Here is a 21,081-nt window from a genome sequence, read left to right as displayed (position 1 = left end):
CGTCATGCTCCCTGGATCGCGAGGCGGCCGTTGGCACGCTCCAGGCTCTGGGCCAGGAGCCGCATCAGGGCGAAGACGGTGTCGATATGCGGGGTCGGGGTGCCGGTGAGGCGGCCGAGTTCGATCACCGAGCCGACGAGGGCTTCGAGTTCGATCGGCCGGCCGGCCTCGACGTCCTGCAGCATCGAGGTCTTGTGCGGGCCGACCTTCTCGGCCCCCGCAATGCGCTTGTCGATGCCGAGGCGGAAGGTGACGCCGAGCCGATTGGCGATGACCTCGGCCTCGCGCATCATCTCGGCCGCGATGGCCCGCGTGTCGGGGAAGCGGCAGATGTCTTCCAGCGTCGCGTGCGTCAGCGCGGAGATCGGGTTGAAGCTGAGATTGCCCCACAGCTTGAGCCAGATCTCGGCGCGGATATCGCTGGTGACGGGCGCGCGGAAACCGGCCTTGGCGAGGCGCTGCGACAGGGCGAGCACCCGCTCCGATTTCGAGCCGTCGAGTTCACCGAGACCGAAGCGGTTGCCCTCGATCACCTTCACGGTACCGGGATCGGTGAGCACGGTCGCCGGATAGACCACCGAGCCGATGACGTGCCTGGGGTCGAGATGGTCGGCGATCAGCCCGCCGGGATCGGCGCTTTCCAGCCGCGTGCCGGCATGGTCTCCACTGTAGCCACCCAAGAAATACCACCACGGAATCCCGTTCTGCATCGTCACCACGACGGTGTCGGGGCCGATCAGGTGATGCAGGTCCGCGGCGATCGGGCCGACCTGATGCGCCTTCACGGTCAGCAGCACGACCTCGTGCACGCCCGCCTCCTGCATGGAGCGGGTCGCCTTGACGGATTTGGAGTGGATCTCGGTGCCGTCCTCCTCGATCAGGCGCATGCCGTCCGCCTGGATCGCCGCCGCGTTGGAGCGGGCGATGAAGGTCACGTCCTCGCCGGCCTCCGCCAGCCTGACTCCGAGATATCCGCCGATGGCGCCGGCGCCGACGATCGCGATGCTCATATTCTCACCCGTGCTGCCGTTTCCGCTCCGCCGGCTTTGTTCTGAAACGCCGTTCGAGGCCGGTTCCGTCCGGCCGCGGAGACCACTTTTGCTTGAGCGTGACTTTAATCGAACCGGTTCGAGAGCGTTCCAACGCCCTCGATCACCACTTCGACCGTTGCGCCTTTGGGGATCGGCCCCGACCCGACCGAGGTACCGCAGGCGATCACGTCACCCGGCTCCAGCGTCATGCCCTGCGAGAGCTGCGCCACGAGCCGGGGGACCGGGATCAGCATGTCGCCGATCGGGAAGTTCTGACGTTCGCGACCGTTCACCAGGGTCCGCACGGTCAGCGCCGCAGGGTCGAGCCCGGTGGCGATGACCGGACCGAACGGCCCGAAACCGTCGAGGCCCTTGGCGCGGGTCCATTGCGTGAAGCTCGCATCCGCCTTGAGGATCGCCGAAGCGGTGACGTCGTTCACGCAGGTGAAGCCGAAGACGTGGCCAGCGGCCTCCTCCTCGGTGAGATCACGGGCCCGCTTGCCGATGACGATGCCCAGTTCGCCCTCGTAGAGCGCCCGGCCCGCTGCCTCCGGCACCGCCACGGTTGCGCCGGAGGGCCGGTAGGTGTTGGCGGGCTTGATCAGGAACAGGGGCGCCTCGGGCCGCGAGAGCCCCTGCTTCTCCATGAGCGCCCCGAAATTGTTCCACAGGGCGATCATCTTCGAGGGCCGGCAGGGCAGGCCGACGCTCACATCCGCGAGCGCCAGCACCTGCCCCGTGGATCTGTTCTCGCCCAACAGGTCCCCCTCGCAGACCGCGATCCGCTCTCCGTCGAGCCGGCCGAAGCCGGGCTCGCCGTCGTGGACGAAGCCGATCCAGCGCGTCACGGTCGCCTCCGTCACTGGTTGCGGGCCACGAAGCGGGCGCGCATCGGCTTCAGGACGAAGAGCGCGAGGAAGCCGGCGACGAAGGCCATGCCGGAGGCGAGGTAGAACACGTTCTGCCAGGAGCCGGTCGCGGTCTGGATCGCCAGGAAGGCCGGCAGCATCAGCGAGGCCGTGCCCTTGGCGGTGTAGAGCAGGCCGGCATTGGCGGTGGCGTTCTTGTCGCCGTAGGTGTCGGCGCAGGTCGAGGGGAACAGCGAGTAGATCTCACCCCAGGCGAAGAACACCAGGCCGGTGAGCAGCACGAACGCCATCGGCGAGTGGGCGAACATGCCGAGCGCCAGGATGCCGGCACCCTCGATCATGAAGGCGGCGAACATGGTGTTCTCACGCCCGATCCGGTCGGAGATCCAGCCGAAGACCGGCCGGGTCACGCCGTTGAGCACCCGGTCGATGGTGAGCGCGAAGGTCAGCGCCGGCAGGGTCAGGCCCATGAGCGAGACCGGGATCGAATCGACCTGGAAGTCCCTGGCGATGGGCGCGAGCGAGGCCGTCGCCATCAGGCCGCCGGCGGCCATCATCACGAACATCGCGTACATCAGCCAGAAGACCGGGGTGCGGACCATCTCGGCCGACGAGTACTGGCGGCGGCTCGTCGCGTTGGGGGACACGCGGCCGGCCAGCATCCGCTCCTTGTAGGCGGCGCTCGGCGAGGAGAGCAGCAGAGCGGCGACCATCACGACGATGCCCTGGCCGAGGCCGAAGGCGAGGAAGGTCTGCTCGTAGCCACTGTCGCGGATCATCGCGGCGATCGGGATGACGGTGAGGGCCGAGCCCGCGCCGAAGCCCGCGGCGGTGAGGCCGGCGGCCAGACCGCGGCGGTCGGGAAACCACTTGAGGGCGTTGCCGACGCAGGTGCCGTAGACCGCGCCCGCACCGATGCCGCTGATGGCGGCGGCCAGATACAGGAACAACAGCGAGTCGGCGACCGAGTTCATCGCCCAGCCGATGGCGCAGAGCACGCCGCCGAACAGGGTGACGACCTTCGGGCCGTACTTGTCGACGAACCAGCCCTCGATCGGCACGAGCCAGGTCTCGGTGAGGACGAAGATCGTGAAGGCGACCTGGATCGCCGGCTTGCCCCACTGGTACTTGTCGTTGATCGGATTGACGAACAGCGTCCAGCCGTACTGCAGGTTGGCGATCATCGACATGCACAGCACGCCGAGGATGAGCTGTCCCCAGCGCCCGCCCAGAGGCGAATCGGCGCGCGAGGCGGAATAAGCGCTAGCGCCGGGTAATGGATCGGCGGCTTGAACGGCCATGGAGCGGTCCCTCGAACTCACGTCTTCTTGGCGGACCGGAACGGGTGCCCGGCTTAGCCATATTGGAATTTTGGATACCGCATACGTAACCGCTCGTGACCCAAGCGCTGACAGGAAAATATTTGGCCGCCGCGCAGATATTTTTTGAACGCTGCCACCGCGTTGGCCGCCATGAATGCCACGGCCAGCGTGTGTGCGCCGATGCACGCCGCATCATAGGAGTGGAACCAAGCGATCGAAGCTGCCGTTCAGTGTGCCGAGAGCGTCGCGACGCGGCGTAAGACCCATGAACGGAGAAACGCGATGAGCAGCACGACCGACAAGATCAAGGGCGCTGCCAACGAAGTCGCCGGCAACGTCAAGCAGGGCGTCGGCAATGTGACCGGCAACGACAAGCTGCAGGCCGAAGGCAAGGCGCAGGAGCTCGAGGGCAAGACCCAGCGCACCGTCGGCGAGGCCAAGGAGGGCGTGAAGAACGCCGCCGATGCGGTGAAGAGCAAGCTCTAAGGCACGAGGCCGGCGGGACTTTCCGATCCAAGATCCGACGGCCGGAGCCGCACCCGACCGGGTGCGGCTTCTTCGTTTCGGGCCCCGTCATTGGGTGGGCTCGGCAGTCATTTGATCAAAAGGAATTTATCATGAACAGGGACCAGATCGAGGGCCGCTTCCGCAATCTCAAGGGCCGCGGTCGCACCGTGCTCGGCGCCGTGGCAGGCCAGGCCCGTCCGCAGGTCGAGGGTGCCTACGAACAGGTCGCGGGCGTGGCGCAGGCGGCCTATGGCCGGACCCGCGAGCGGGCCGAGGACATCTACGAGGACGGCTACCGTCTCGCCGACGAAGCGGTCTCCCGCGGCCGGCACCTGCGTGACGAGGCCGCGCAACGGGGTCGCCACCTCCACGACGAGGCCCATGCCCGCGGGCGGCATCTGCGCGACGAGGCGAACCGGCGCGGTCGCGCCCTCGCATCGCAGGTAGAAGAGAACCGCGGCACGACCCTGGCACTGGTCGCCGCGGCGGCCTTCGGCCTCGGCTGGCTCCTCAGCCGCCGTCGCTGACGCCAGCCCGTCTGACCGCTTCCTTGGCCTCGTAGAGGACACGGTCGGCCCGCGCGAGCAGGGCATCGACCGTGTCCTCAGGGCCCTGTGCCGAAGCGAGGCCGAGACTGGCGCCGATCCGCACCGTCTCGGCGTGGATGGCGATGGGCGCGGCGATGACCGCACGAACGGCCTCGGGCGACACGTCCACGCCGTCCGGCACGATCAGAACGAATTCGTCGCCGCCGGGCCGCGCCGCGAACAGGCCCCGCGAAGCCGCCAGTTCGGCGAGGCGGCGGCCGATCTCCGTCAGAACGCGATCGCCCGCGGCGTGGCCGAGGCGATCGTTGACGGGCTTGAAGCCGTCGAGATCGAGGCAGAGCACGCCGGGGCGCTGTCCGGCGGCCAGTTGCTTCGCGAGATGCCCACGCAGATACATCCGGTTCGGCAGGCCCGTGAGGTCGTCGTGTCGGGCGAGGTGGCGGAGCCGCTCGTTCGCCGCCTCCCGCTCGGTCACATCCCGGTCGATGCCGCGGTAACCGCGCAACGCGCCGTCGGGACCGAGCAGCGGCACGCCGCTGGTTTCCAGCACGACGAGGCTGCCATCCTTGCGCAGGTTGCGGTTGAGAAGCTGGGTGAAGGGCCGCCGCTCGGCGGCAATGGCGCCGAAGATCCGGCCCACCCGCTCGGCCTCGTCCGGCGGCATGAAGTCGAAGGGTGTGCGACCCAACACCTCCTCCGGCTCGCGGCCGAGCAGAGCGACGCACTGGCGCGAGGCGTAGGTGTAGCGCCCCTGCGCATCGACCTCCCAGATCCAGTCCGAGTTCTGCTCCAGCATCTCCCGCAGGCGGGCCAATTCCCGGCGCATCGCCTCGGACGAGTCGTCATTCGCCGCACCGGGGTCGGAGGGCATCACGCCAAGCCTGTTATAAGGAAAAGTGTTCATGGCAATTCGGCAATGGCGACGGACGCAATCCGGCGACCGTTAAGCCAGCTTGACTAACGCGTGGTTGATGCGGTCTCCGCTCGATGGAAGCCGGGAGCGCATGAACGAGCCGGCGCGGCGCTCGACCCGCGACAACGGAGATGACAGCATGCCGGCGCGATCCTGGCTCGACCTCACGACGGCGGAGATCCGTGCCCGCGACATGAGCCGAACCATCGCGGTCCTGCCGGTCGCCGCGGTGGAGCAGCACGGGCCGCACCTGCCGCTCGGCACCGACACCCTGATCGCGGAAGGCTATCTCGCGCGGGTCGCACCGCAGGTGCCGGAGGCGCTCGACGTGCTGCTCCTGCCGGTCCAGGCCGTTGGCAAGTCGGATGAGCACGATTCCTTCCCCGGCACGCTGACCCTGACCGCGCCGACCGCGCTTGCGGCCTGGACCGAGATCGGCGCGAGTCTGCACCGGGCGGGCTGCACGAAGCTCGTGATCGTCTCCTCCCACGGCGGCAACAGCGCGCTCATCGACCTCGTCGCGGGCGAGCTGCGCAGCCGACTCGGGATGGTCGCGGTCACAACCTCGTGGAGCCGGCTCGGCCTGCCCGAGGGGCTGTTTCCGCCCGGTGAGATCCGCCACGGCATCCATGCCGGCGGCATCGAGACCGCCTTGATGCTGGCGCTGCGGCCCGACCTCGTGCGGCAGGAACACATCCAGGATTTCGAGCCCCGCACGGTGGCGATGGAGCGCGACTTCGCGCTGCTGCGCGCCGGCCGCCCGGCGGCCTTCGCCTGGAAGACGGAAGACCTCCACCCGTCCGGGGCTCTCGGGGACGCCCGCCTCGGCACGGCGGAAGCGGGGGAGGCCGCCCTCGCTTACGGCGCGCAGGCCTTCGTGCGGCTGCTGGAGGAGGTCGATCGGTTTTCGCTGTAGCGGCATCAGGCAGCGGACGATCGGACCGTTCGAGCGAAGGCTTCGACCGCATCGCAGGCCTCCCCGACGCCATCCTCCTGCGCCATCCGTGCCTTGGCCGCCGCGCAGGCCTGGGCGACGTGCGGATCGGTCAGCAGCCGGCGCAAAGTGGACGTTGCGCGGGCCGGCGTGAAGCGGCGGCGGCTCAAGGAAGTGCCGACACCGAGACGTTGCAGCCAGCGCGCCTCGTCGAAGTGATCGAAGGCGACGGGCACCACCAGTTGGGGGATTCCGGCCGCGAGCGCCTGTGCGACGGTACCGATGCCACCATGGTGGATCAGCGCCGCGCAGCGCGGTAGCACGCGGCTGAACGGAGCGTAGGGGACGTGCAGCACGCCCGCAGGCAGGTCCGTCGGCACCTGCCCGCCCTGCGGCGCCAGGAGGAGGCCGCGCCGTCCGAGCCTTTCGCAGATCCGCAGCGCCGTGCGGAAGAAGCCCTGGCTCCCCGACATCGCCGATCCGTAGGTGAAGGCCAGCGGTGGCCCCTCGTCCAGGAAGCGCGCGACGGCGGGCTCCGGCTCGGCGACATCGCCGAAACGATCCGCGAGCGGGAAGCCGACCTGCAGCGATTGGGGCATCCGGTGCGGCTGCGGCGCGGCGTACCATCGCGGAAAGGCGAACAGGACGCGCTGCGGGCTGCTCCACCAGCGGCGGAGCCGGAGCACCGGCGGCAGATCCAGCCTCGCGCGAAATTCGTTCAGGGCCGGCAGGGCGGCGGGCCCGATCACGAAACGGTCGGCCCCGCGTCCGATCCAATGCCGGAAGCGCGCCGGCAGCCGCTCGGAGAGCGGGAGGCCGGGCAGGATCGGCGGATCGGTGCGGCTCCGGGCGAGCAACGGCATGAGATGCACCGTGACAACGTCCAGCCCGCGCTTTTCCTGCGCCACCCGTGCCCCGAGCGCCAGCGTCGAGGCGAGTACGATGCTCTCGCCGGGCCGTGCCTCCCTGGCGAGCCACTCATAGACCGGCTCGGTCGCCGCCGAGACATGGCGGAACATCGCTCCAACGCCGCGCCAGGGTCGCCAGAGTTCGGTCTCGGTCGCGGCGAGCCGGTAGTCGTCCTCCGTCCCGAGGGCGAAGAACGGCAGATTCGCCCGGGCGGCCATGGCCGCGAACGGAGCGGGCGCCGCCAGCGTGATCGCATGCCCCCGCCGTCGCAGCTCGGCCGCGATCGCAAGGAGTGGCAGGACATCGCCGTGACTGCCGACGGCAACGATGAAAGCCTGCATCGACCTCAGTGCCGGCTGGCGTCCGGACGGACCGGATCAGAGCGGAAGGGCGGGCTCACGTTCGGGGCATGCAGCGGGGGCGAGCACCTGCTCGCGCAGCCGCTGCGGGCCCAAGGTCATCGCGAAGAAATCGTAGGCGCCGGGCCGCTCGTTCGCGAGAAGGAACTGGAAGTGCATCCGGAAGGGACGGAAGCGTACCCGCCGGTAGGTCTCCGGGCAGATCAGCTCGCGAAAGCGCGCCGAGCGCACGAGGGGATTGGCGACCGGTTGCCCGTGCAGGTCGAGGCCGAGGTGGAGCAGCGGATTGAAGCCGGGGAAGTTCATCCAATCCTGGGGCGCGTGGAAGTCGCACCAGACGATGCGCCGCTCCGTGACGAGGCCCGCGATCTCCGCCCGCAGGCGAGTGGCCGCCGGCTGCATCGCCACGAGCGGCAGACCGGATCCGAGCGTCACGAGGGACAGGTTGGCGCCGGAGATGCCGATCGTCCCGTCACGGGCGAGCACGCGGGCCGCAACCTCGACCGCCGTCAGCCCACCGGAGGAATGGCCGACGATCATCACCTCGTCGGTCGCCTCCCCCGCCGCGGCCCGCGCCGCGAGGGCGGACAGGATATGCGCAGCGAAGGCATCGAGGCGGCGCTCGTAATCGGGCCGCCAGCCCTGGCCGTGCTGCCAGTTGAACACCCAGTCGTTCAGGAGTTGCCAGAAGAAGACGCGGTTCAGGAAGGCTTCGATCGCCTTGATCCAGACGATGCCCGCGACCACTGCCAGGGGCAGCGAGACCCAGAGCGGCCATCGGAGGCTGTGACCGAATCCGTCGCCGAGATGGGCATGCACCGCCCCCCCGATGACGAGGGACAGGGCGGTGAGCAGGATCACCATCACGAAGGGGTAGAGGATGACGTTGCCGTATTTCCAGTGCAGCCGGTAGAAGCGGAACAGCAGGCCGATCAGGATCATGTGCAGGGTGCCGGCGACGAGAAGCGCCACGCTGAGAAAGCGGGAACGGGCGAAGTCGGCGGCGACGATGTCGTCCCACAAAAGCACGTCGTAGCGGGTCTCCGCTCCGTCGCCCTGCTCGGGCGCACTGACGGTCCAGCTCTGGACCAGCCCGTCCTCGCTCGACTGCGCGCGGGAGATCTCCCGCCTGCCGCCGAACCGCTTGGTGTAGCGGGCCCATTCCCGCACGAAGAGCAGCCGGTAGCGGGTCTTCGCCTCCGGATCATAGCCGGGAATGTAGAAGACGTAGCGGCGGCGCACCGGCTCCGGCCGGGCCTCCTGCAGATCCGGCGGCGTGAAACTCAGCGATTTCCGCATACGTCCGAACGCCCCCATCCGGATGACGGCCCTCACGCCGTGGCCGAACACGTCAGCCGCCTGCGGAAAGAGCCTCAAACCTTTTCCAAATGCACCATCATCCGTTACAACTCTGAAAGTTGCGGAAAGGGCGCAAATGCTGCGCTCTTGGTCTCGGACTCACGCGAAGGTAAAGATTTTTGTCCTGCGCCGCATCTTGGACAGGCCAGCCGCCGACGGGGACAGTTCTCGCGCGCTGCCCGACATGTCTGCAAGATCGCGGGCGGAATGGTGCCGGTTGCGGGACTCGAACTCGCGACCTACCGCTTACAAGGCGGTTGCTCTACCAACTGAGCTAAACCGGCAGCGTACAACCCGCTATCAGCCCGCCCCGAACGGCGCAAGCGCATCCCCAGCCGCCAACTCCACTTGTTCAATCCCCAATCTGTATATTGTGCACAACTGAACTTGTCTCGGTGACAAGCTCAAGCATTGAGGTCAAGCCGGCGTAGAGCCCATCCGCACGGGATCCGATCGAACGCCCGGTTCAGGCCTGGACACGGGCGAAGCAGCGGTGGGCCCGCGTCGGAGGCGAGGCGGCCTGCGGACGGGTGTTCTCAGGCTGCTTGCGGGTGCCCCTGGACCCCGGCCCCACTGACCTTCGAGGCTGCCGCGCGCCGCGCAGGCCCGAGGATCACCGCGAACTCGCCGCCGGGGCGCGCATGAGCGCAAGCCGAACCGATGGTCCGCTGATTGTCCCGATGACAATCCTCTCGGCAGGACGGATACGCGTCGGCACGGGAGCATATCCGCCCGATCGAGCAGCGGAGCCCGCGAGACCTTCATGACGCAAAGCCCCTTCACCCTCGAGGCGAACGGCCTTGTCCTGGCGGTGCGGTTGACACCGCGAGCCAGCCGAACCGGACTCGACGGCGTCCGCACGGAGGCGAGCGGACGGCCGGTCCTGTCCCTGCGGGTCGCGGCTCCACCGGTCGAGGGCGCCGCCAACGCGGCGCTGACCGCCTTCGTCGCCAAGAGCCTGGGGCTGCGGAAGGCGGAGGTCACGCTGATCTCCGGGGAGGCCTCCCGCACCAAGCGCCTGCATCTCTCAGGCGATCCGCAGATCCTCGCGGCGCGGGTGGAGGCTTGGCTCCACGGAGAAACTTGGCTCGGCGGGTAAACTCGGCGAGACGGGCGGACCTCTCAGGCAGCCTTGAGCCGCTCGACGATGGCGACCGCCTCGGCGAAGGCGGCCTCGGCGTCGAGTTCGGTCGTGTCGAGCACCACCGCATCCTCGGCGGCTTTCAGCGGGGCGGCAGCGCGGCTCGAATCGCGGGCGTCGCGGGCGCGGATGTCGGCGAGGATCGCGGCGAGGGTGGTTTCCTCGCCGCGGCCGAGCAACTCGCGATGGCGGCGGCGCGCCCGCTCCTCCGGAGCGGCGGTGATGAACAGCTTCACCCGCGCATCCGGACAGACGACGGTACCGATGTCGCGTCCGTCGAGCACCGCTCCCTCCGCCGCTTCGGCGAAGCGCCGCTGCCAGGACAGCAGGGCGGCGCGGACCTCCGGCACCGAGGAGACCCGCGAGGCCGCCTCGCCCATCGCCCGCTCTCGCAGGCGCGGGTCGGACAGCCGCTCCGCCGACAGGTCGGAGGCCGCCCGCGCCGCCGCTCCCGTGTCGTCGAGGTCGGCCCCCGCGTCGAGCAGGGTCAGCGCGACCGCGCGGTAGAGCAGGCCGGTATCGAGATGGGGCAGGCCGTAATGGAGGGCGAGCCGCTTGGCGAGCGTGCCCTTGCCGGAGGCGGCCGGGCCGTCGATGGCGATGACAAGGCGCGCGTTGTCCCGGTGCACGGCGATCTCATCCGGGATCATGCCGCGGCCCCGTCCTCGATCCGGGCGCCGAGCGCCAGCATGGTCGGGCGGAAGCTCGGGAAGCTCGTGGCGATCATCGCGCCGTCGTCCACGGTGACGGGGCTCCTGGCGGCGAGCCCCAGGACGAGGAAGGCCATGGCGATGCGGTGATCGAGATGGGTTGCGACCGTGCCGCCGCCCGCGGGCGCCTGCCCTTCGCCGGTCACGATCAGGTCATCGCCCTCGATGGCGTGGGTGACGCCGTTGGCGGCAAGCCCGGCGGCGACCGCCGCGAGCCGATCGGATTCCTTGACCCGCAATTCGTGCAGGCCGTTCATCCGGGTCGTGCCTTCGGCGAACGCGGCGGCGACCGCCAGGATCGGATATTCGTCGATCATCGAGGGCGCCCGCTCGGCCGGCACATCGACGCCTTTCAGGCGGCTCGCGCGCACCCGCAGGTCGGCCACCGTCTCGCCCCCCTCCTCGCGCTCGTCGAGGCGCTCGATCTCGGCGCCCATCTCGATCAGCGTCGTGATGAGGCCGGTGCGCAGCGGGTTCATCATCACGCCGCGCAGAATCACCTCGGAGCCCGGCACGACCAGCGCCGCCACCAGCGGGAAAGCGGCCGAGGACGGATCGGCCGGCACGACCACATCGGTGCCGCGCAGGGTCGGCTGGCCGGTCAGCGTGACGGTGCGGCCATGGCCGCCCTCGCCCGACGGCGTGACGGTCACTTCCGCGCCGAACAGGCGCAGCATCCGCTCGGTATGGTCGCGGGACGCCGCTTTCTCGATGACGGTGGTGGTGCCCGGCGCGTTGAGCCCGGCGAGCAGCACCGCCGACTTGATCTGCGCCGAAGCCACCGGAAGTTCGTAGTGGATCGGAATCGCCTCGCGCGGCCCCCTCAGGGTCAGCGGCACGCGCCCGCCCTCGGCCTCGGACACGATCTCGGCGCCCATCTTCAGGATCGGATCGAGGATGCGCCGCATCGGCCGCTTGCGAAGGCTCGCATCGCCGTCGAAGGTTGCGGTCACGGGCTGGCCGCCGACGACGCCCATCATCAGCCGCGAGCCGGTGCCGGCATTTCCGAAATCGAGCACGCCGTCCGGATCCTGCATCCCACCGATGCCGACGCCGACGATCCGCCAGCGCCCCTCGCCCTCGCGGGTGATCTGCGCCCCGAGCGCCTTGGCAGCGGAGGCCGTGCGCAGCACGTCGTCGCCCTCCAAAAGCCCTTCGACCCGCGTCTCGCCGATGGCGAGCAGCCCGAGGATCATCGCCCGGTGGGAGATCGACTTGTCGCCCGGCGGCTTCAGGGCCCCGTTCAAGGGGCCTCCGGGATACGCGGTGACAGCCTGCGGTTCGGAATCGTGCGACACGGGAATCTGCGTCTTGCTCAAGCGCTGCGCTGAGGCGTGTCGGCACCGCCAGGGCACCGAGAGCCGCCCGCCGGACGGGTCCGGCGTGACGGGCGCCCGTTACCATGCGGACCGGCTCGCGTCATCCGGAAGGCCGGCGACGGCCTCATATGGTGCCGCTGGAACCCGCGCCACGGCTCGCTCGACCGCTTCGCCGTTAGCGTACGATCCTGCCGGAGCACCCCAGCCTCCAGCGATAAACCGCCGTCTGCGGACAATGCTGCCACGGCCGATCAGGCACCGCGCGGCACTCCACTGAATTTCGTTCATACGATTCTGTGCAAAGGAGGGGCGGTGCAGGCTTGGCGCAGCATCGAGCGTTCGACAACGCCTGGCATGTGTTTATGGTGCTGCCGATGACGCCCGTGCGCCAATGCCTCCGCAAGGTTGATCATGCTTCGGCCATCGCCGATTCGGCGGCTGGAACATGCATTCTCGAAGCCTTGAACGAACTCGAGAGCGCCTATCGCCACCCCAGCGAACGCATCGTCGCCCTTGAAGCCGTCCTTCATGAGTTCGTCCGCGACGGACGGGTGGGCGATACGCCGTTCGGCCGGCTCCTGCGGGTCACCGTCGAGCGGCGGCAGAACAAGTGGGCGCGTCGCGCCTGACACCGCCCCATCCTTCGTCGCAACCGTTCTCGCCAGCGCCCGGCTTCGCCCTTCGACAAGCCGCTCGGCGCACAACGCGGCATGACACGCGACACGGCGTTTGACATGGACGGAGGCTGCGACTAACGGGGCCCCTCCCCCGGATCCTTTCCGTTATCCGTCCCCAGAGGTGCGCAGCCGTGGCTAGACCGGAACTCGGCGTCAAACGCCAGTGCATGAATTGCGGTGCCAAGTTCTACGATCTCGACCGTGATCCGGCGACCTGTCCGAAATGCGGCACGATCTACCAAGTCGCGACGTCCCGCGTCGCCCCGCCCGTCGCCAGCCGCGCCACGGATGAGGACGAGGACGAGGACGAGAAGAGCGGCCCGGAGATCGTCTCCCTCGACGAGGCCGAGGCCAGCGAGGACGATGCCGATATCGCCGTGGACGACGAAGAGGGTGGCGACAACGCCGCCGGGGGAACGGACGACGACACCTTCCTCGAGGAAGAGGATGGCGACGACGACGTCTCCGATCTGATCGACAACGATACGGATGGCGACGAGGAAGGCTGAGTGCGCCGCCGGACCGGGAGACCGGTTCGGCGAAACGGGCGCGTTCGCGTGAGTGGACAGAGCCGGTTCCGATCCGGGCCGGCTCCCTCGCAGGCCTGCCTCGGACAGGCAGGCAACCGTGCTTCGGAGGGGCGATCTCTGCGCCCTTCCCTCTCCGGACACCCGAACCGGAACGACGTCAGCCGCCGAACCGCTCCGTGCGGATCAGGCCCGGCTTCACGCCCGCATCCACCAGCAGATCGGCGACCGCGCCGACGAAGCCGTTGCCGCCGCAGACGAAGACGTGGCGCGGCATGCCGAGGCACTCGATCGCTGTGTCGATCATCACGCGGTCGATGCGCCGGCCCGCGGTCGGCCCCTCGCGGGTCAGGAGCAGGGTCAGGTCGAAGCCGGTCTCGTCGCGGGAGAGCGCGGCGAGTTCCGCCCGGGCGATGGCCTCGGCGGCATTGCGCACGGAGTAGATCAGCAGCATCGGCACCTCGGGCGCGTGCCGGGTCCGCTCGCGCACCATCGCCAGCAGCGGCACGATGCCGGAGCCGCCGCCGATCAGCAGCACCGGCCCGCCATCCGCCGGACTCCACGAGAACGCGCCGAGGGGACCGCGCAGCTCGATCGTGTCGCCGACCTCGGCCACGGTGTCGAAGAAGCCCGAAACCTCGCCCGCCTCCAACCCCTCGATCATCAGTTCGATGCCGGCGGGATCATCCGGCGCCGAGGCGATGGAGTAGCTGCGCTGCGCCCGGTAGCCGTCGGGCGCGGTGAGGCGCACATCGACGTGCTGGCCGGCCCGGTGCGGGCGATCCAGAGGGTCGAAGCGGAAGCTTTTCACCCGCGGCGTCACGGGCCTGATCGCCCGGATCGTCACTTCCCGCCAGGGTGACGGCGAGGGCGAGGGCGCGATGCCGTTCACGTCGGGCAATCCTTCAGTCGCCGCTGAAACGCTGCTCACGCCAGGGGTCGCCGTACATGTGGTAGCCGCGCAGTTCCCAGAACCCGGCCTCGTCGCGTTCGGTAAAGCGCAGACCCTTCACCCATTTGGCGCTCTTCCAGAAATAGAGATGCGGTACGAGGAGACGGGCGGGGCCACCGTGGTCGGGCGGGATCGGCTTGCCGTCGTAATGGGTCGCCACCATCGCCTTGCCGCCGGTCAGATCCGCCACCGGCAGGTTGGTGGTGTAGTCGTCGTGGCTTTCGGCCAGAAGGAAGCCCGTCGGCGCCTCGAGACCGGCCGCCGCCAGGATGTCGTCGAAGCTCACGCCCTCCCAGGCGGTATCGAACTTCGACCACTTGGTCACACAGTGGATATCGCCGCTCCAACGGGTGCGGGGCAGTTGCGCGAACTCCTCCCAAGTCCAGCTCGCCAGCGGTCGCGGGCCCTGGCGCAGGGTGAAGCGCCAGCCCTCGGTCGAAACCCGCGGCGTGGGCCCAAGCTGGAGCACGGGGAAATCGTCGGTGAGGTACTGACCCGGCGGGAGCCGTTCGCGGATCGCCGCGGCGGGGGGCCGCCCGGTAAAGCCTCGCGTCGCCATCACGCTCCTCCGCCGTCCCATCTGCCGGGAGCCGTGCCGGCGCACCGCCTCCCTCGATCCGATACGAACCCCAGGAGCGGCAACGGAGCTTCGCCCGAAAGCGTTCCGCGCCGACCCATGTTCCCAAGGCGCCTTGCCGAAACGCCGTCAGGCCGGCCGTGACACGTCGGGGCGCGGAAGCCGCAGGATGCGCGGCCGCCAGATGCCGAGCACGACGTTGACGACCGCGACGGCGAGGATCACCCAAAGGGTGTTGCTCTCGGCCGCCAGCGCGCCCGTGAGGGTGGCGGGATCGATCTCGCCCCGGAGCGCGGCGGCGCTGCGCCGGGCCTCCTCCTGCATCGGCCCCTGGATGCCGACGAAGCCGCCCTCGAACACCAGCACGCCGGTGGCGAGCTTGACCCAGGCCCACCCCGCCTCGCGAAAGCCCGGATGCAGCGCGACCGCCAGCAGCCCGGAGATCAGCGTCAGGCCGAGCGAGGGCAGGAAGATCCATGTCGCGACGGAGCCCATCGCCCCGCGCATCAGGGCGTAGCCGGCGAGCGAGGCGGGAGGCGGGGTGTGGCTCAGGAGGATGACGAGGCAGGCCATCGCCCCCATCAGCCCGACCGCCCCCATCGTGTGCAGGAACTTGAGAAGGCGTCGCATGTCGGTGCGCCCCGGCCGTGGCAATCGCGCGAGGATCGTAGTGGCGATTGTAGACACGAAAGCGCAAGCGAGGCGAGCGGCGCTCCATCGGGGCGACGCCGCCGCCGAACGGCCCGGACATCGGCGGCGCAGAATCCCGTTCGAACGATGACTTCCAAGCCATGCGGCCGGCGCAGATTCGTTTCTACTTTAGACTTGGAATAAATTGTTGTTCCGCCGCAACGACATGATCTCCATCGAAATAATCCTGCAAAATAGACAATCATACGCTTGCGGACTGCAAAGCCACATATGTAAACGCGCCGTGTTGGTTCCGTGGAGCCGGCTCTCGCATCGGAACGACTATGAGCAACGCAGCGCAGGAAAGAGTGCATCCCGTCACTCCGGGGTCGGCTGCGATCGTCACCGGCTCGCGCGCCCTGCTCGGCCTCGCCCTTCTCTGGCCGTTGAGCGTCCATGCGCAAACCGTCCCCCCGGAGGGCGCCGAGGCCGTTTTGTCCGAACTCTCGGTCACGGGCAGCGGCGAGCGGGCGAGCGGTCCCGTCGTCGGATACCGCGCCGCGCGCTCGGCCACCGCGACGCGGACGGACACGGCGTTGCGCGACACGCCGCAATCGATCCAGGTCGTCCCGCGCGAGGTTCTGGTCGATCAGCAGGCCGTGCGCCTGACCGACGCGCTCACCAACGTCAGCAACGTCCAGCCGGGGGGCACGATCCAGGGCCGCTCCGACACCTACATCCTGCGCGGCTTCCGCACCCAGACCTACGCCATCGACGGGCTGGTGCTGAACCCGGCCAACACGTTTCAGCCGACGCAGCGCGATCTGGCCAACGTCGAGCGGATTGAGGTGCTCAAAGGCCCGGCCTCGGTGCTCTACGGCCAGGGCGATCCCGGCGGCCTCATCAACATCGTCACCCGCCAGCCGACCCTCACGCCGTCCGCCGACCTGACGGTCCAGGGCGGCTCGTTCGGCTTCCGCCGGGTGCAGGGCTCGGTCTCGGGCGCGATCCCGAGCGTGGAGGGGCTCGCCGCACGCTTCAGCTTCGGCACGCAGAACGAGGCGACCTTCCGCGATTTCGGCGGCCCGGAAAACTCCCGGCACTTCTTCGCGCCGGCCTTCGTCTGGACGCCCGACGCCTCGACGCGGGTCTACCTCAACGCCGAGTTCACCCGCCAGCACAGCCAGTACGACGAGGGCCTGATCGCGTTGCGCGGCCGGGTGCCGCTCGACAACGTCCGCCGCTTCTACGGCGAGCCGTGGTCGCGCTACTACGGCGAGGCGAACGCGATCACCCTGCTGGCGGAGCACGACGTCAACGAGAACCTGACCCTGCGGCAGGCGATCAACGGCCAGTGGGGCTCGTTCAATCTCCTGGCGACCCGGGCGACGGGCGTGAACGCCGCCGGGACCACGGTGACGCGGCGCCTCACCGAGGGCGAATCGATCTATCACTCCATCGACAGCCGGACCGAGGCCGTCGGGCGCTTCATCGATCCCCTCGGCTTCCGCCACACCGCCCTGGCCGGTTTCGAGATCGTGGACGGCTTCCGCCATCCGTTCACGACGCAGGGGGCCGCGACCTCGGTCTCCTTCCTCAACCCGATCCGGGGCTCGGTGCCGCAAATCGGCACGCTCACCCTGCAGAGCGACCTGCGGCAGAAGCTCAGCCTGTTCGGCCTCTACCTGCAGGACCAGATCGAGTTCTTTCCCGGCCTGCAGCTCGTGCTCGGCGTGCGTTTCGATACGGCCGACCAGCTCTATTTCCAGCGCACCCCGACCACGCGGACGATCCCGCCGGAGCAGAACCTCACCGGGGTCTCACCGCGGGTCGGCCTCGTCTGGCGGCCGGTGGAGCCGCTCACGCTCTATGGCAGCTACACCACCTCCTTCGTGCCGCAGACCGCCAACGTCCTCAACGTCGCGAGCCCGCCCCCGGAGACCGGCGAGCAGGTGGAGGTCGGCGCCCGCTTCGACCTGATCCCCGACCGGCTCACGGTGAGTGCCGCCGCCTTCCGCATCCTGCGGGCGAACGTCGCCGCGTCCGATCCGGTCAATACCGGCTTCTCGATCATCACCGGCGAGCAGCGCTCGCAGGGGTTCGAAGGCGACATCGCCGGCGAGATCCTGCCGGGCTGGAAGATCATCGGCGGCATCGGCTATCTCGATGCGGAGGTCACGAAGGATGCGACCGTCGCCATCGGCAACCGCCTGCCGGCGGCGCCGGTCTTCAGCGCCAGCGTCTGGTCGACCTACCAGTTCCAGGGCGGCCCCCTGCACGGTTGGGGCTTCGGCGGCGGCCTGACCTATGTCGGCGAGCGCTTCGGCGACATCACCAACACCTACAAGGTCGGCGCCTATGCCCGCCTCGACGCGACCGTGTTCTACGAGATCGACCCGACTTGGCGCTTCGCCGTGAACGGCCGCAACCTCACCGACCGGCGCTACATCGAGCAGCCGTTCAACGCGTTCAACAATCAGCCCGGTGCGCCCCTGACGGTGCTTGCCAGCCTGACGGCGCGCTACTGAGGCGCCGGCCTCACCGGATCATCGGACGAGTCCATTCTCGGAGCGTCATGCCGTCAGCCTTCTCTCCCGCCCGCACCGTTCTGTTTCGCCTGCACTGGGCGCTCGGCCTCACCGCCGGGCTCGTGCTCGCGCTGACGGGCCTCACGGGCGCGCTGATGAGCTACGAAGAGGCGATCACCGCCTTCGCCAATCGCGACCGGATGCAGGTTTCGGCGGCGCAGGACCGGCCGCCGCTCACGCCCTCGGCCCTGGCGGCACGGATCGAGGCGCAGCTTCCGGGACGGCGCGTCTCCGCACTGACCCTTTCGGGCGATCCCGTTCAAAGCGCCGTGGCGCGTTTTGCCCGCGACCGGGCGGGCGGGCGGCCCTCGCCCGTCTACGCCGACCCCGCCGACGGGTCCGTGCTCGGCCCCGTGCGGCTCGAGGCGTTCTTCGCCACCGTGCGGGCGTTGCACCGCTGGCTGCTGCTTCCCGGCGAGGGCAAGGGCTGGGGCCGCACGATCACCGGCGCCTGCACCCTCGCTCTGCTCCTCTTCCTCGGCAGCGGGCTGTATCTGCGCTGGCCCGGCCGGCACGGCTGGCGGGTCTGGCTCCGGCCGAACCTCGCCCGGCCCGGCCGGGCCCGTTGGTGGTCCCTGCATGCGGTCGCCGGGACATGGCTCTTGCCGGTCTACGCGGTGAGCGCCCTGTCGGGCCTGTGGTGGTCCTATGAATGGTACCGCGCGGGCGCGACATGGCTTCTGACCGGCCCGGCCCCCCCGGCGCGGGCCGCAGAGCGCGCCCCCGGCGGCAAGCCCCCCGATGGCAACATCGCGGATGGCAAGATGCCGGATGGGACATCGGCCATCGACACCGCCTGGGCGGAGTTTAGGGCCACGCGCACGGCCTCCCTCGCGACCCTGACCCTGCCGGGGCCGGACGCCGCAGCGATCCGCATCCGCTGGTACGCCCCGGATTCGAACCTGCGCAACGAGACCACCTACGACGCCCGCACCGGCGTCCGGCTCTCCGACAAGCGCGCCGCCGACTCGGCCCTCGGCGCGCGTATCGCCGACAACATGCTGGAAGTGCATCGCGGGCGCTTCTTCGGCGCGCCCGTCGCCCTCTTGTTCTGCCTCGCGGCGCTCGCGCTCCCCGGCTTCTTCGCGACCGGGCTGACGCTCTATGTGCTGCGCCGCCGGGCCGGACGGCGAAGGGTTACCGGCCGGGCGTCCCGGCCGGCCGAGGCCTCGGCGCGGGGATGACGGCACGGCTTCGCGGGTCGAAGTCGGCCTGAAGAACGCCGAATCGTCGCCTGGAGAGCCACCGCCCCAACGCGGATTCCGCGAGAGCATCATCCCGAAAGGTGGTTGCCGGCCTTCGGAAAAGGATAATGCAAAAACAAGGGGAGCGAGCATCGTCCGGTCGCGCCGGCCCGTGCGCCGTCCGGGAACATCGAACGCAACGTTCAAGGGCCTGCGTTTCCGCAGGAACGCGAGAGGGGCTGGAACCAGCGATGGGTGTATCATCACCACGAAATCGCCTACTTCAGGCGTTGCCACCCAGCGAGCTGGAACAGCTCCTGCCGCAGTTCGAGCGTGTCCAGGTTCAAAGAGGCGACATCCTCTGGTCCGTCGGGGACCCGCTGGACTTCGTCTACTTTCCGGAAGCCGGATTGTCGTCGAACGTCGCCGTCACCGGTGAGGGGCGGCGGATCGAGGTCGGCTGCTTCGGCTCCGAGGGCATGGTCAGCACGGCTAGCGTGTTGAAGGTAGATCACGCCACGCACGAGCTTCTGGTCCAGGTCGGCGGCCCCTGGCTGCGGATCGGGGCCGAGGCGTTCCGCGACGCCCTCCGGAGCAGCCCCGCCCTGCACGACCTGCTGCTGCGCTACACTCACACGGTGATGATGACGATAAGCCAGACGGCGATGTCGAACGGCGCCTACTCCGTCGAGGAGCGGCTGGCCCGCTGGATCCTGATGGCGCATGACCGGCTGGTGGGCAACGATCTCTCGCTCACCCACGATTTCCTGTCGATCATGCTGGCGACGCAGCGATCGACCGTGACGCTGGCGATCCAGGCGCTCGAAGGCTACGGCGCGATCCAGGCCAAGCGTGCTCTGATCACCGTCCGCGACCGCGGGCTGCTGTGCGACCTCGCGGGAAGCAGCTACGGTCCCGCCGAAGCCGCGTACGAGCGCCTGATCGGTCCGTTCCGGTAAAGTCCGAGTGAGGACGCCGGACGAAACGCCACCGTCATCGCCGTTCGATCCCGACGCCTTGGAGTGAATCACAAAACTCCCGGTCTCTTTGCGTTCTCGCTCGGGCGATGACAGCGCGGCGGGAGTTTTGTGAGAGACATTTATCTCGCCCGGAACGGCATAGGGAAACGCGACCGATGGCAAAGGACATTCTCTGCGGCTTCGGCATCGACGTCGATGCGGTCGCGGGCTGGCTCGGCTCCTACGGCGGCGAGGATTCGCCGGACGACATCTCGCGCGGGCTCTTTGCCGGCGAAGTGGGCGCACCGCGCCTCGTGAAGCTGTTCAAGCGCCTCGACATCCGCACGACGTGGTTCATCCCCGGCCACTCGATCGAGACCTTCCCCGAGCAGATGAAGGCGGTCGCCGATGCCGGGCATGAGATCGGCATCCACGGCTACAGCCACGAGAACCCGATCGCGATGACGCGCGAGCAGGAGACCGAGGTTCTCGATAAGTGCATCGAACTCGTCGAACGGCTCTCCGGCCGGCGTCCGACGGGCTACGTCGCGCCCTGGTGGGAGTTCTCCAACGTCACCAACGAACTCCTGCTCGAACGCGGCATCAAATACGATCACTCGCTGATGCACGACGACTTCACACCCTACTACGTGCGGGTCGGCGACCAGTGGACGAAGATCGATTACGCCGGAAAGCCGGCCGACTGGATGGTACCGCTGAAGCGCGGACACGAGACCGGCCTCATCGAGATCCCGGCCAACTGGTATCTCGACGACCTGCCGCCGATGATGTTCATCAAGAAGGCGCCCAACAGCCACGGCTTCGTCAACCCGCGCGACATCGAGCAGATGTGGCGCGACCAGTTCGACTGGGTCTACCGCGAGATGGACTACGCCGTCTTCCCGATGACGATCCATCCGGACGTCGCCGGCCGGCCCCAGGTGCTGCTGATGCTGGAGCGCCTGTTCGCGTACATGAAGGGCCACGAGGGCGTGCGGTTCGTGACCATGAACGAGATGGCCGACGATTTCGCCCGGCGTTTCCCGCGTCAGGCCTGACCGGAGCC

21 protein-coding genes and 1 tRNA gene are annotated in these 21,081 nt (G+C 68.9%); 10 read left to right on the top strand and 12 right to left on the bottom strand.

The features are described 5' to 3' along the window. Window positions 1-2: 2 nt before the first annotated feature. The 3 genes from E4V01_RS06280 to oxlT all read right to left on the bottom strand — a co-directional run bounded on the left by E4V01_RS06280 (window position 3) and on the right by oxlT (window position 3,201). Window positions 3-1,010 carry a 2-dehydropantoate 2-reductase gene (locus E4V01_RS06280; RefSeq protein WP_135297748.1) on the bottom strand — a complete coding sequence of 336 codons (1,008 nt, stop codon included), beginning with the start codon at window positions 1,008-1,010 and terminating at the stop codon, window positions 3-5. Window positions 1,011-1,114: 104 nt separating this feature from the next. Next, window positions 1,115-1,879 (bottom strand): fumarylacetoacetate hydrolase family protein, encoded by a 765-nt coding sequence (locus E4V01_RS06275; protein WP_060772235.1) that lies wholly within the window; start codon window positions 1,877-1,879, stop codon window positions 1,115-1,117. An 11-nt stretch (window positions 1,880-1,890) separates the two neighbouring features. Continuing rightward, the gene (gene oxlT / locus E4V01_RS06270; RefSeq protein ID WP_135297747.1) at window positions 1,891-3,201 is read right to left on the bottom strand and encodes an oxalate/formate MFS antiporter; all 1,311 of its coding nucleotides are present in this window, start codon (window positions 3,199-3,201) and stop codon (window positions 1,891-1,893) included. Window positions 3,202-3,504: 303 nt separating this feature from the next. Between oxlT and E4V01_RS06265 the strand changes: the two genes are divergently transcribed. Continuing rightward, window positions 3,505-3,708: a CsbD family protein gene (locus tag E4V01_RS06265; RefSeq protein WP_003600046.1), complete on the top strand. Its 204-nt coding sequence runs from the start codon at window positions 3,505-3,507 to the stop codon at window positions 3,706-3,708. A gap of 131 nt (window positions 3,709-3,839) precedes the next feature. Continuing rightward, window positions 3,840-4,256: an MYXO-CTERM sorting domain-containing protein gene (locus E4V01_RS06260; protein WP_135297746.1), complete on the top strand. Its 417-nt coding sequence runs from the start codon at window positions 3,840-3,842 to the stop codon at window positions 4,254-4,256. Here E4V01_RS06260 and E4V01_RS06255 read toward each other — a convergent pair. Beyond that, window positions 4,240-5,181 carry a sensor domain-containing diguanylate cyclase gene (locus E4V01_RS06255; RefSeq protein ID WP_135297745.1) on the bottom strand — a complete coding sequence of 314 codons (942 nt, stop codon included), beginning with the start codon at window positions 5,179-5,181 and terminating at the stop codon, window positions 4,240-4,242. The genes E4V01_RS06260 and E4V01_RS06255 overlap by 17 nt on opposite strands. A gap of 148 nt (window positions 5,182-5,329) precedes the next feature. On the opposite strand from E4V01_RS06255, the gene E4V01_RS06250 reads away from it, so the two are divergent. Then, a complete protein-coding gene (locus E4V01_RS06250) occupies window positions 5,330-6,106 on the top strand; it encodes a creatininase family protein (RefSeq protein ID WP_135297744.1) in 777 nt (258 codons plus the stop codon). Between the two features lie 5 nt (window positions 6,107-6,111). Here the strand turns inward: E4V01_RS06250 and E4V01_RS06245 are convergent, their stop codons facing one another. The 3 genes from E4V01_RS06245 to E4V01_RS06235 all read right to left on the bottom strand — a co-directional run bounded on the left by E4V01_RS06245 (window position 6,112) and on the right by E4V01_RS06235 (window position 9,035). Next, window positions 6,112-7,374 (bottom strand): nucleotide disphospho-sugar-binding domain-containing protein, encoded by a 1,263-nt coding sequence (locus E4V01_RS06245; protein WP_135297743.1) that lies wholly within the window; start codon window positions 7,372-7,374, stop codon window positions 6,112-6,114. Window positions 7,375-7,410: 36 nt separating this feature from the next. Then, window positions 7,411-8,709, bottom strand: a complete 1,299-nt coding sequence (locus E4V01_RS06240) for an alpha/beta hydrolase (RefSeq protein WP_135297770.1) — start codon at window positions 8,707-8,709, stop codon at window positions 7,411-7,413. Between the two features lie 250 nt (window positions 8,710-8,959). Continuing rightward, window positions 8,960-9,035 (bottom strand) — tRNA-Thr (locus tag E4V01_RS06235). Window positions 9,036-9,514: 479 nt separating this feature from the next. On the opposite strand from E4V01_RS06235, the gene E4V01_RS06230 reads away from it, so the two are divergent. Next, the gene (locus E4V01_RS06230; RefSeq protein WP_060769692.1) at window positions 9,515-9,850 is read left to right on the top strand and encodes a DUF167 family protein; all 336 of its coding nucleotides are present in this window, start codon (window positions 9,515-9,517) and stop codon (window positions 9,848-9,850) included. 23 nt (window positions 9,851-9,873) lie between these two features. Here E4V01_RS06230 and cmk read toward each other — a convergent pair whose 3' ends face one another. Together cmk and aroA are read right to left on the bottom strand one after the other, a co-directional pair. Next, on the bottom strand, window positions 9,874-10,542 hold the full coding sequence (gene cmk / locus E4V01_RS06225) for a (d)CMP kinase (RefSeq protein WP_060769691.1): 669 nt from the start codon (window positions 10,540-10,542) through the stop codon (window positions 9,874-9,876). Then, window positions 10,539-11,900 carry a 3-phosphoshikimate 1-carboxyvinyltransferase gene (gene aroA, locus E4V01_RS06220; RefSeq protein ID WP_135297742.1) on the bottom strand — a complete coding sequence of 454 codons (1,362 nt, stop codon included), beginning with the start codon at window positions 11,898-11,900 and terminating at the stop codon, window positions 10,539-10,541. The genes cmk and aroA overlap by 4 nt, the downstream gene beginning before the upstream one ends. 383 nt (window positions 11,901-12,283) lie before the next feature. Between aroA and E4V01_RS06215 the strand changes: the two genes are divergently transcribed. After that, on the top strand, window positions 12,284-12,550 hold the full coding sequence (locus tag E4V01_RS06215; RefSeq protein WP_135297769.1) for a hypothetical protein: 267 nt from the start codon (window positions 12,284-12,286) through the stop codon (window positions 12,548-12,550). Window positions 12,551-12,729: 179 nt separating this feature from the next. Beyond that, window positions 12,730-13,107: a TIGR02300 family protein gene (locus tag E4V01_RS06210; protein ID WP_135297741.1), complete on the top strand. Its 378-nt coding sequence runs from the start codon at window positions 12,730-12,732 to the stop codon at window positions 13,105-13,107. Between the two features lie 178 nt (window positions 13,108-13,285). Here E4V01_RS06210 and E4V01_RS06205 read toward each other — a convergent pair whose 3' ends face one another. The 3 genes from E4V01_RS06205 to E4V01_RS06195 form a co-directional block, all read right to left on the bottom strand. Next, window positions 13,286-14,017: a ferredoxin reductase gene (locus E4V01_RS06205; RefSeq protein WP_135297740.1), complete on the bottom strand. Its 732-nt coding sequence runs from the start codon at window positions 14,015-14,017 to the stop codon at window positions 13,286-13,288. 13 nt (window positions 14,018-14,030) lie between these two features. After that, complete coding sequence (locus E4V01_RS06200; protein ID WP_060769688.1) at window positions 14,031-14,636, bottom strand: sulfite oxidase-like oxidoreductase; 606 nt, start codon at window positions 14,634-14,636, stop codon at window positions 14,031-14,033. Window positions 14,637-14,783: 147 nt separating this feature from the next. Further along, complete coding sequence (locus E4V01_RS06195; RefSeq protein ID WP_060769687.1) at window positions 14,784-15,284, bottom strand: hypothetical protein; 501 nt, start codon at window positions 15,282-15,284, stop codon at window positions 14,784-14,786. A gap of 344 nt (window positions 15,285-15,628) precedes the next feature. Here E4V01_RS06195 and E4V01_RS06190 point away from each other — a divergent pair, with 344 nt between their 5' ends. The 4 genes from E4V01_RS06190 to E4V01_RS06175 all read left to right on the top strand — a co-directional run bounded on the left by E4V01_RS06190 (window position 15,629) and on the right by E4V01_RS06175 (window position 21,073). Next, window positions 15,629-17,812: a TonB-dependent siderophore receptor gene (locus tag E4V01_RS06190; protein WP_135297739.1), complete on the top strand. Its 2,184-nt coding sequence runs from the start codon at window positions 15,629-15,631 to the stop codon at window positions 17,810-17,812. Window positions 17,813-17,859: 47 nt separating this feature from the next. Continuing rightward, window positions 17,860-19,056 carry a PepSY domain-containing protein gene (locus tag E4V01_RS06185; RefSeq protein ID WP_135297738.1) on the top strand — a complete coding sequence of 399 codons (1,197 nt, stop codon included), beginning with the start codon at window positions 17,860-17,862 and terminating at the stop codon, window positions 19,054-19,056. A gap of 251 nt (window positions 19,057-19,307) precedes the next feature. Beyond that, a complete protein-coding gene (locus E4V01_RS06180) occupies window positions 19,308-20,015 on the top strand; it encodes a Crp/Fnr family transcriptional regulator (RefSeq protein WP_060769684.1) in 708 nt (235 codons plus the stop codon). Between the two features lie 176 nt (window positions 20,016-20,191). Then, entirely contained in the window at window positions 20,192-21,073 is an 882-nt protein-coding gene (locus tag E4V01_RS06175) for a polysaccharide deacetylase (protein WP_135297737.1), read from the top strand. The last annotated feature ends 8 nt before the right edge of the window (window positions 21,074-21,081 follow it).

This window comes from Methylorubrum sp. Q1 (assembly GCF_004683995.1).
Taxonomy (GTDB): domain Bacteria; phylum Pseudomonadota; class Alphaproteobacteria; order Rhizobiales; family Beijerinckiaceae; genus Methylobacterium.
Note: the sequence above shows the minus strand (reverse complement) of the source record. Positions and strands in the feature narration are given on the sequence as shown.

Bases quoted from the DNA above. Each gene is read 5' to 3' on its own strand.
- E4V01_RS06230 (WP_060769692.1), top strand. From the start codon at position 9,515: ATGACGCAAAGCCCCTTCACCCTCGAGGCGAACGGCCTTGTCCTGGCG.
- oxlT (WP_135297747.1), bottom strand. From the start codon at position 3,201: ATGGCCGTTCAAGCCGCCGATCCATTACCCGGCGCTAGCGCTTATTCC.
- E4V01_RS06215 (WP_135297769.1), top strand. From the start codon at position 12,284: ATGGTGCTGCCGATGACGCCCGTGCGCCAATGCCTCCGCAAGGTTGAT.
- cmk (WP_060769691.1), bottom strand. From the start codon at position 10,542: ATGATCCCGGATGAGATCGCCGTGCACCGGGACAACGCGCGCCTTGTC.
- E4V01_RS06260 (WP_135297746.1), top strand. From the start codon at position 3,840: ATGAACAGGGACCAGATCGAGGGCCGCTTCCGCAATCTCAAGGGCCGC.
- E4V01_RS06245 (WP_135297743.1), bottom strand. From the start codon at position 7,374: ATGCAGGCTTTCATCGTTGCCGTCGGCAGTCACGGCGATGTCCTGCCA.
- E4V01_RS06250 (WP_135297744.1), top strand. From the start codon at position 5,330: ATGCCGGCGCGATCCTGGCTCGACCTCACGACGGCGGAGATCCGTGCC.
- E4V01_RS06240 (WP_135297770.1), bottom strand. From the start codon at position 8,709: ATGGGGGCGTTCGGACGTATGCGGAAATCGCTGAGTTTCACGCCGCCG.
- E4V01_RS06200 (WP_060769688.1), bottom strand. From the start codon at position 14,636: ATGGCGACGCGAGGCTTTACCGGGCGGCCCCCCGCCGCGGCGATCCGC.
- E4V01_RS06175 (WP_135297737.1), top strand. From the start codon at position 20,192: ATGGCAAAGGACATTCTCTGCGGCTTCGGCATCGACGTCGATGCGGTC.
- E4V01_RS06280 (WP_135297748.1), bottom strand. From the start codon at position 1,010: ATGAGCATCGCGATCGTCGGCGCCGGCGCCATCGGCGGATATCTCGGA.
- E4V01_RS06265 (WP_003600046.1), top strand. From the start codon at position 3,505: ATGAGCAGCACGACCGACAAGATCAAGGGCGCTGCCAACGAAGTCGCC.
- E4V01_RS06195 (WP_060769687.1), bottom strand. From the start codon at position 15,284: ATGCGACGCCTTCTCAAGTTCCTGCACACGATGGGGGCGGTCGGGCTG.
- E4V01_RS06180 (WP_060769684.1), top strand. From the start codon at position 19,308: ATGGGTGTATCATCACCACGAAATCGCCTACTTCAGGCGTTGCCACCC.
- E4V01_RS06185 (WP_135297738.1), top strand. From the start codon at position 17,860: ATGCCGTCAGCCTTCTCTCCCGCCCGCACCGTTCTGTTTCGCCTGCAC.
- E4V01_RS06190 (WP_135297739.1), top strand. From the start codon at position 15,629: ATGAGCAACGCAGCGCAGGAAAGAGTGCATCCCGTCACTCCGGGGTCG.
- E4V01_RS06255 (WP_135297745.1), bottom strand. From the start codon at position 5,181: ATGAACACTTTTCCTTATAACAGGCTTGGCGTGATGCCCTCCGACCCC.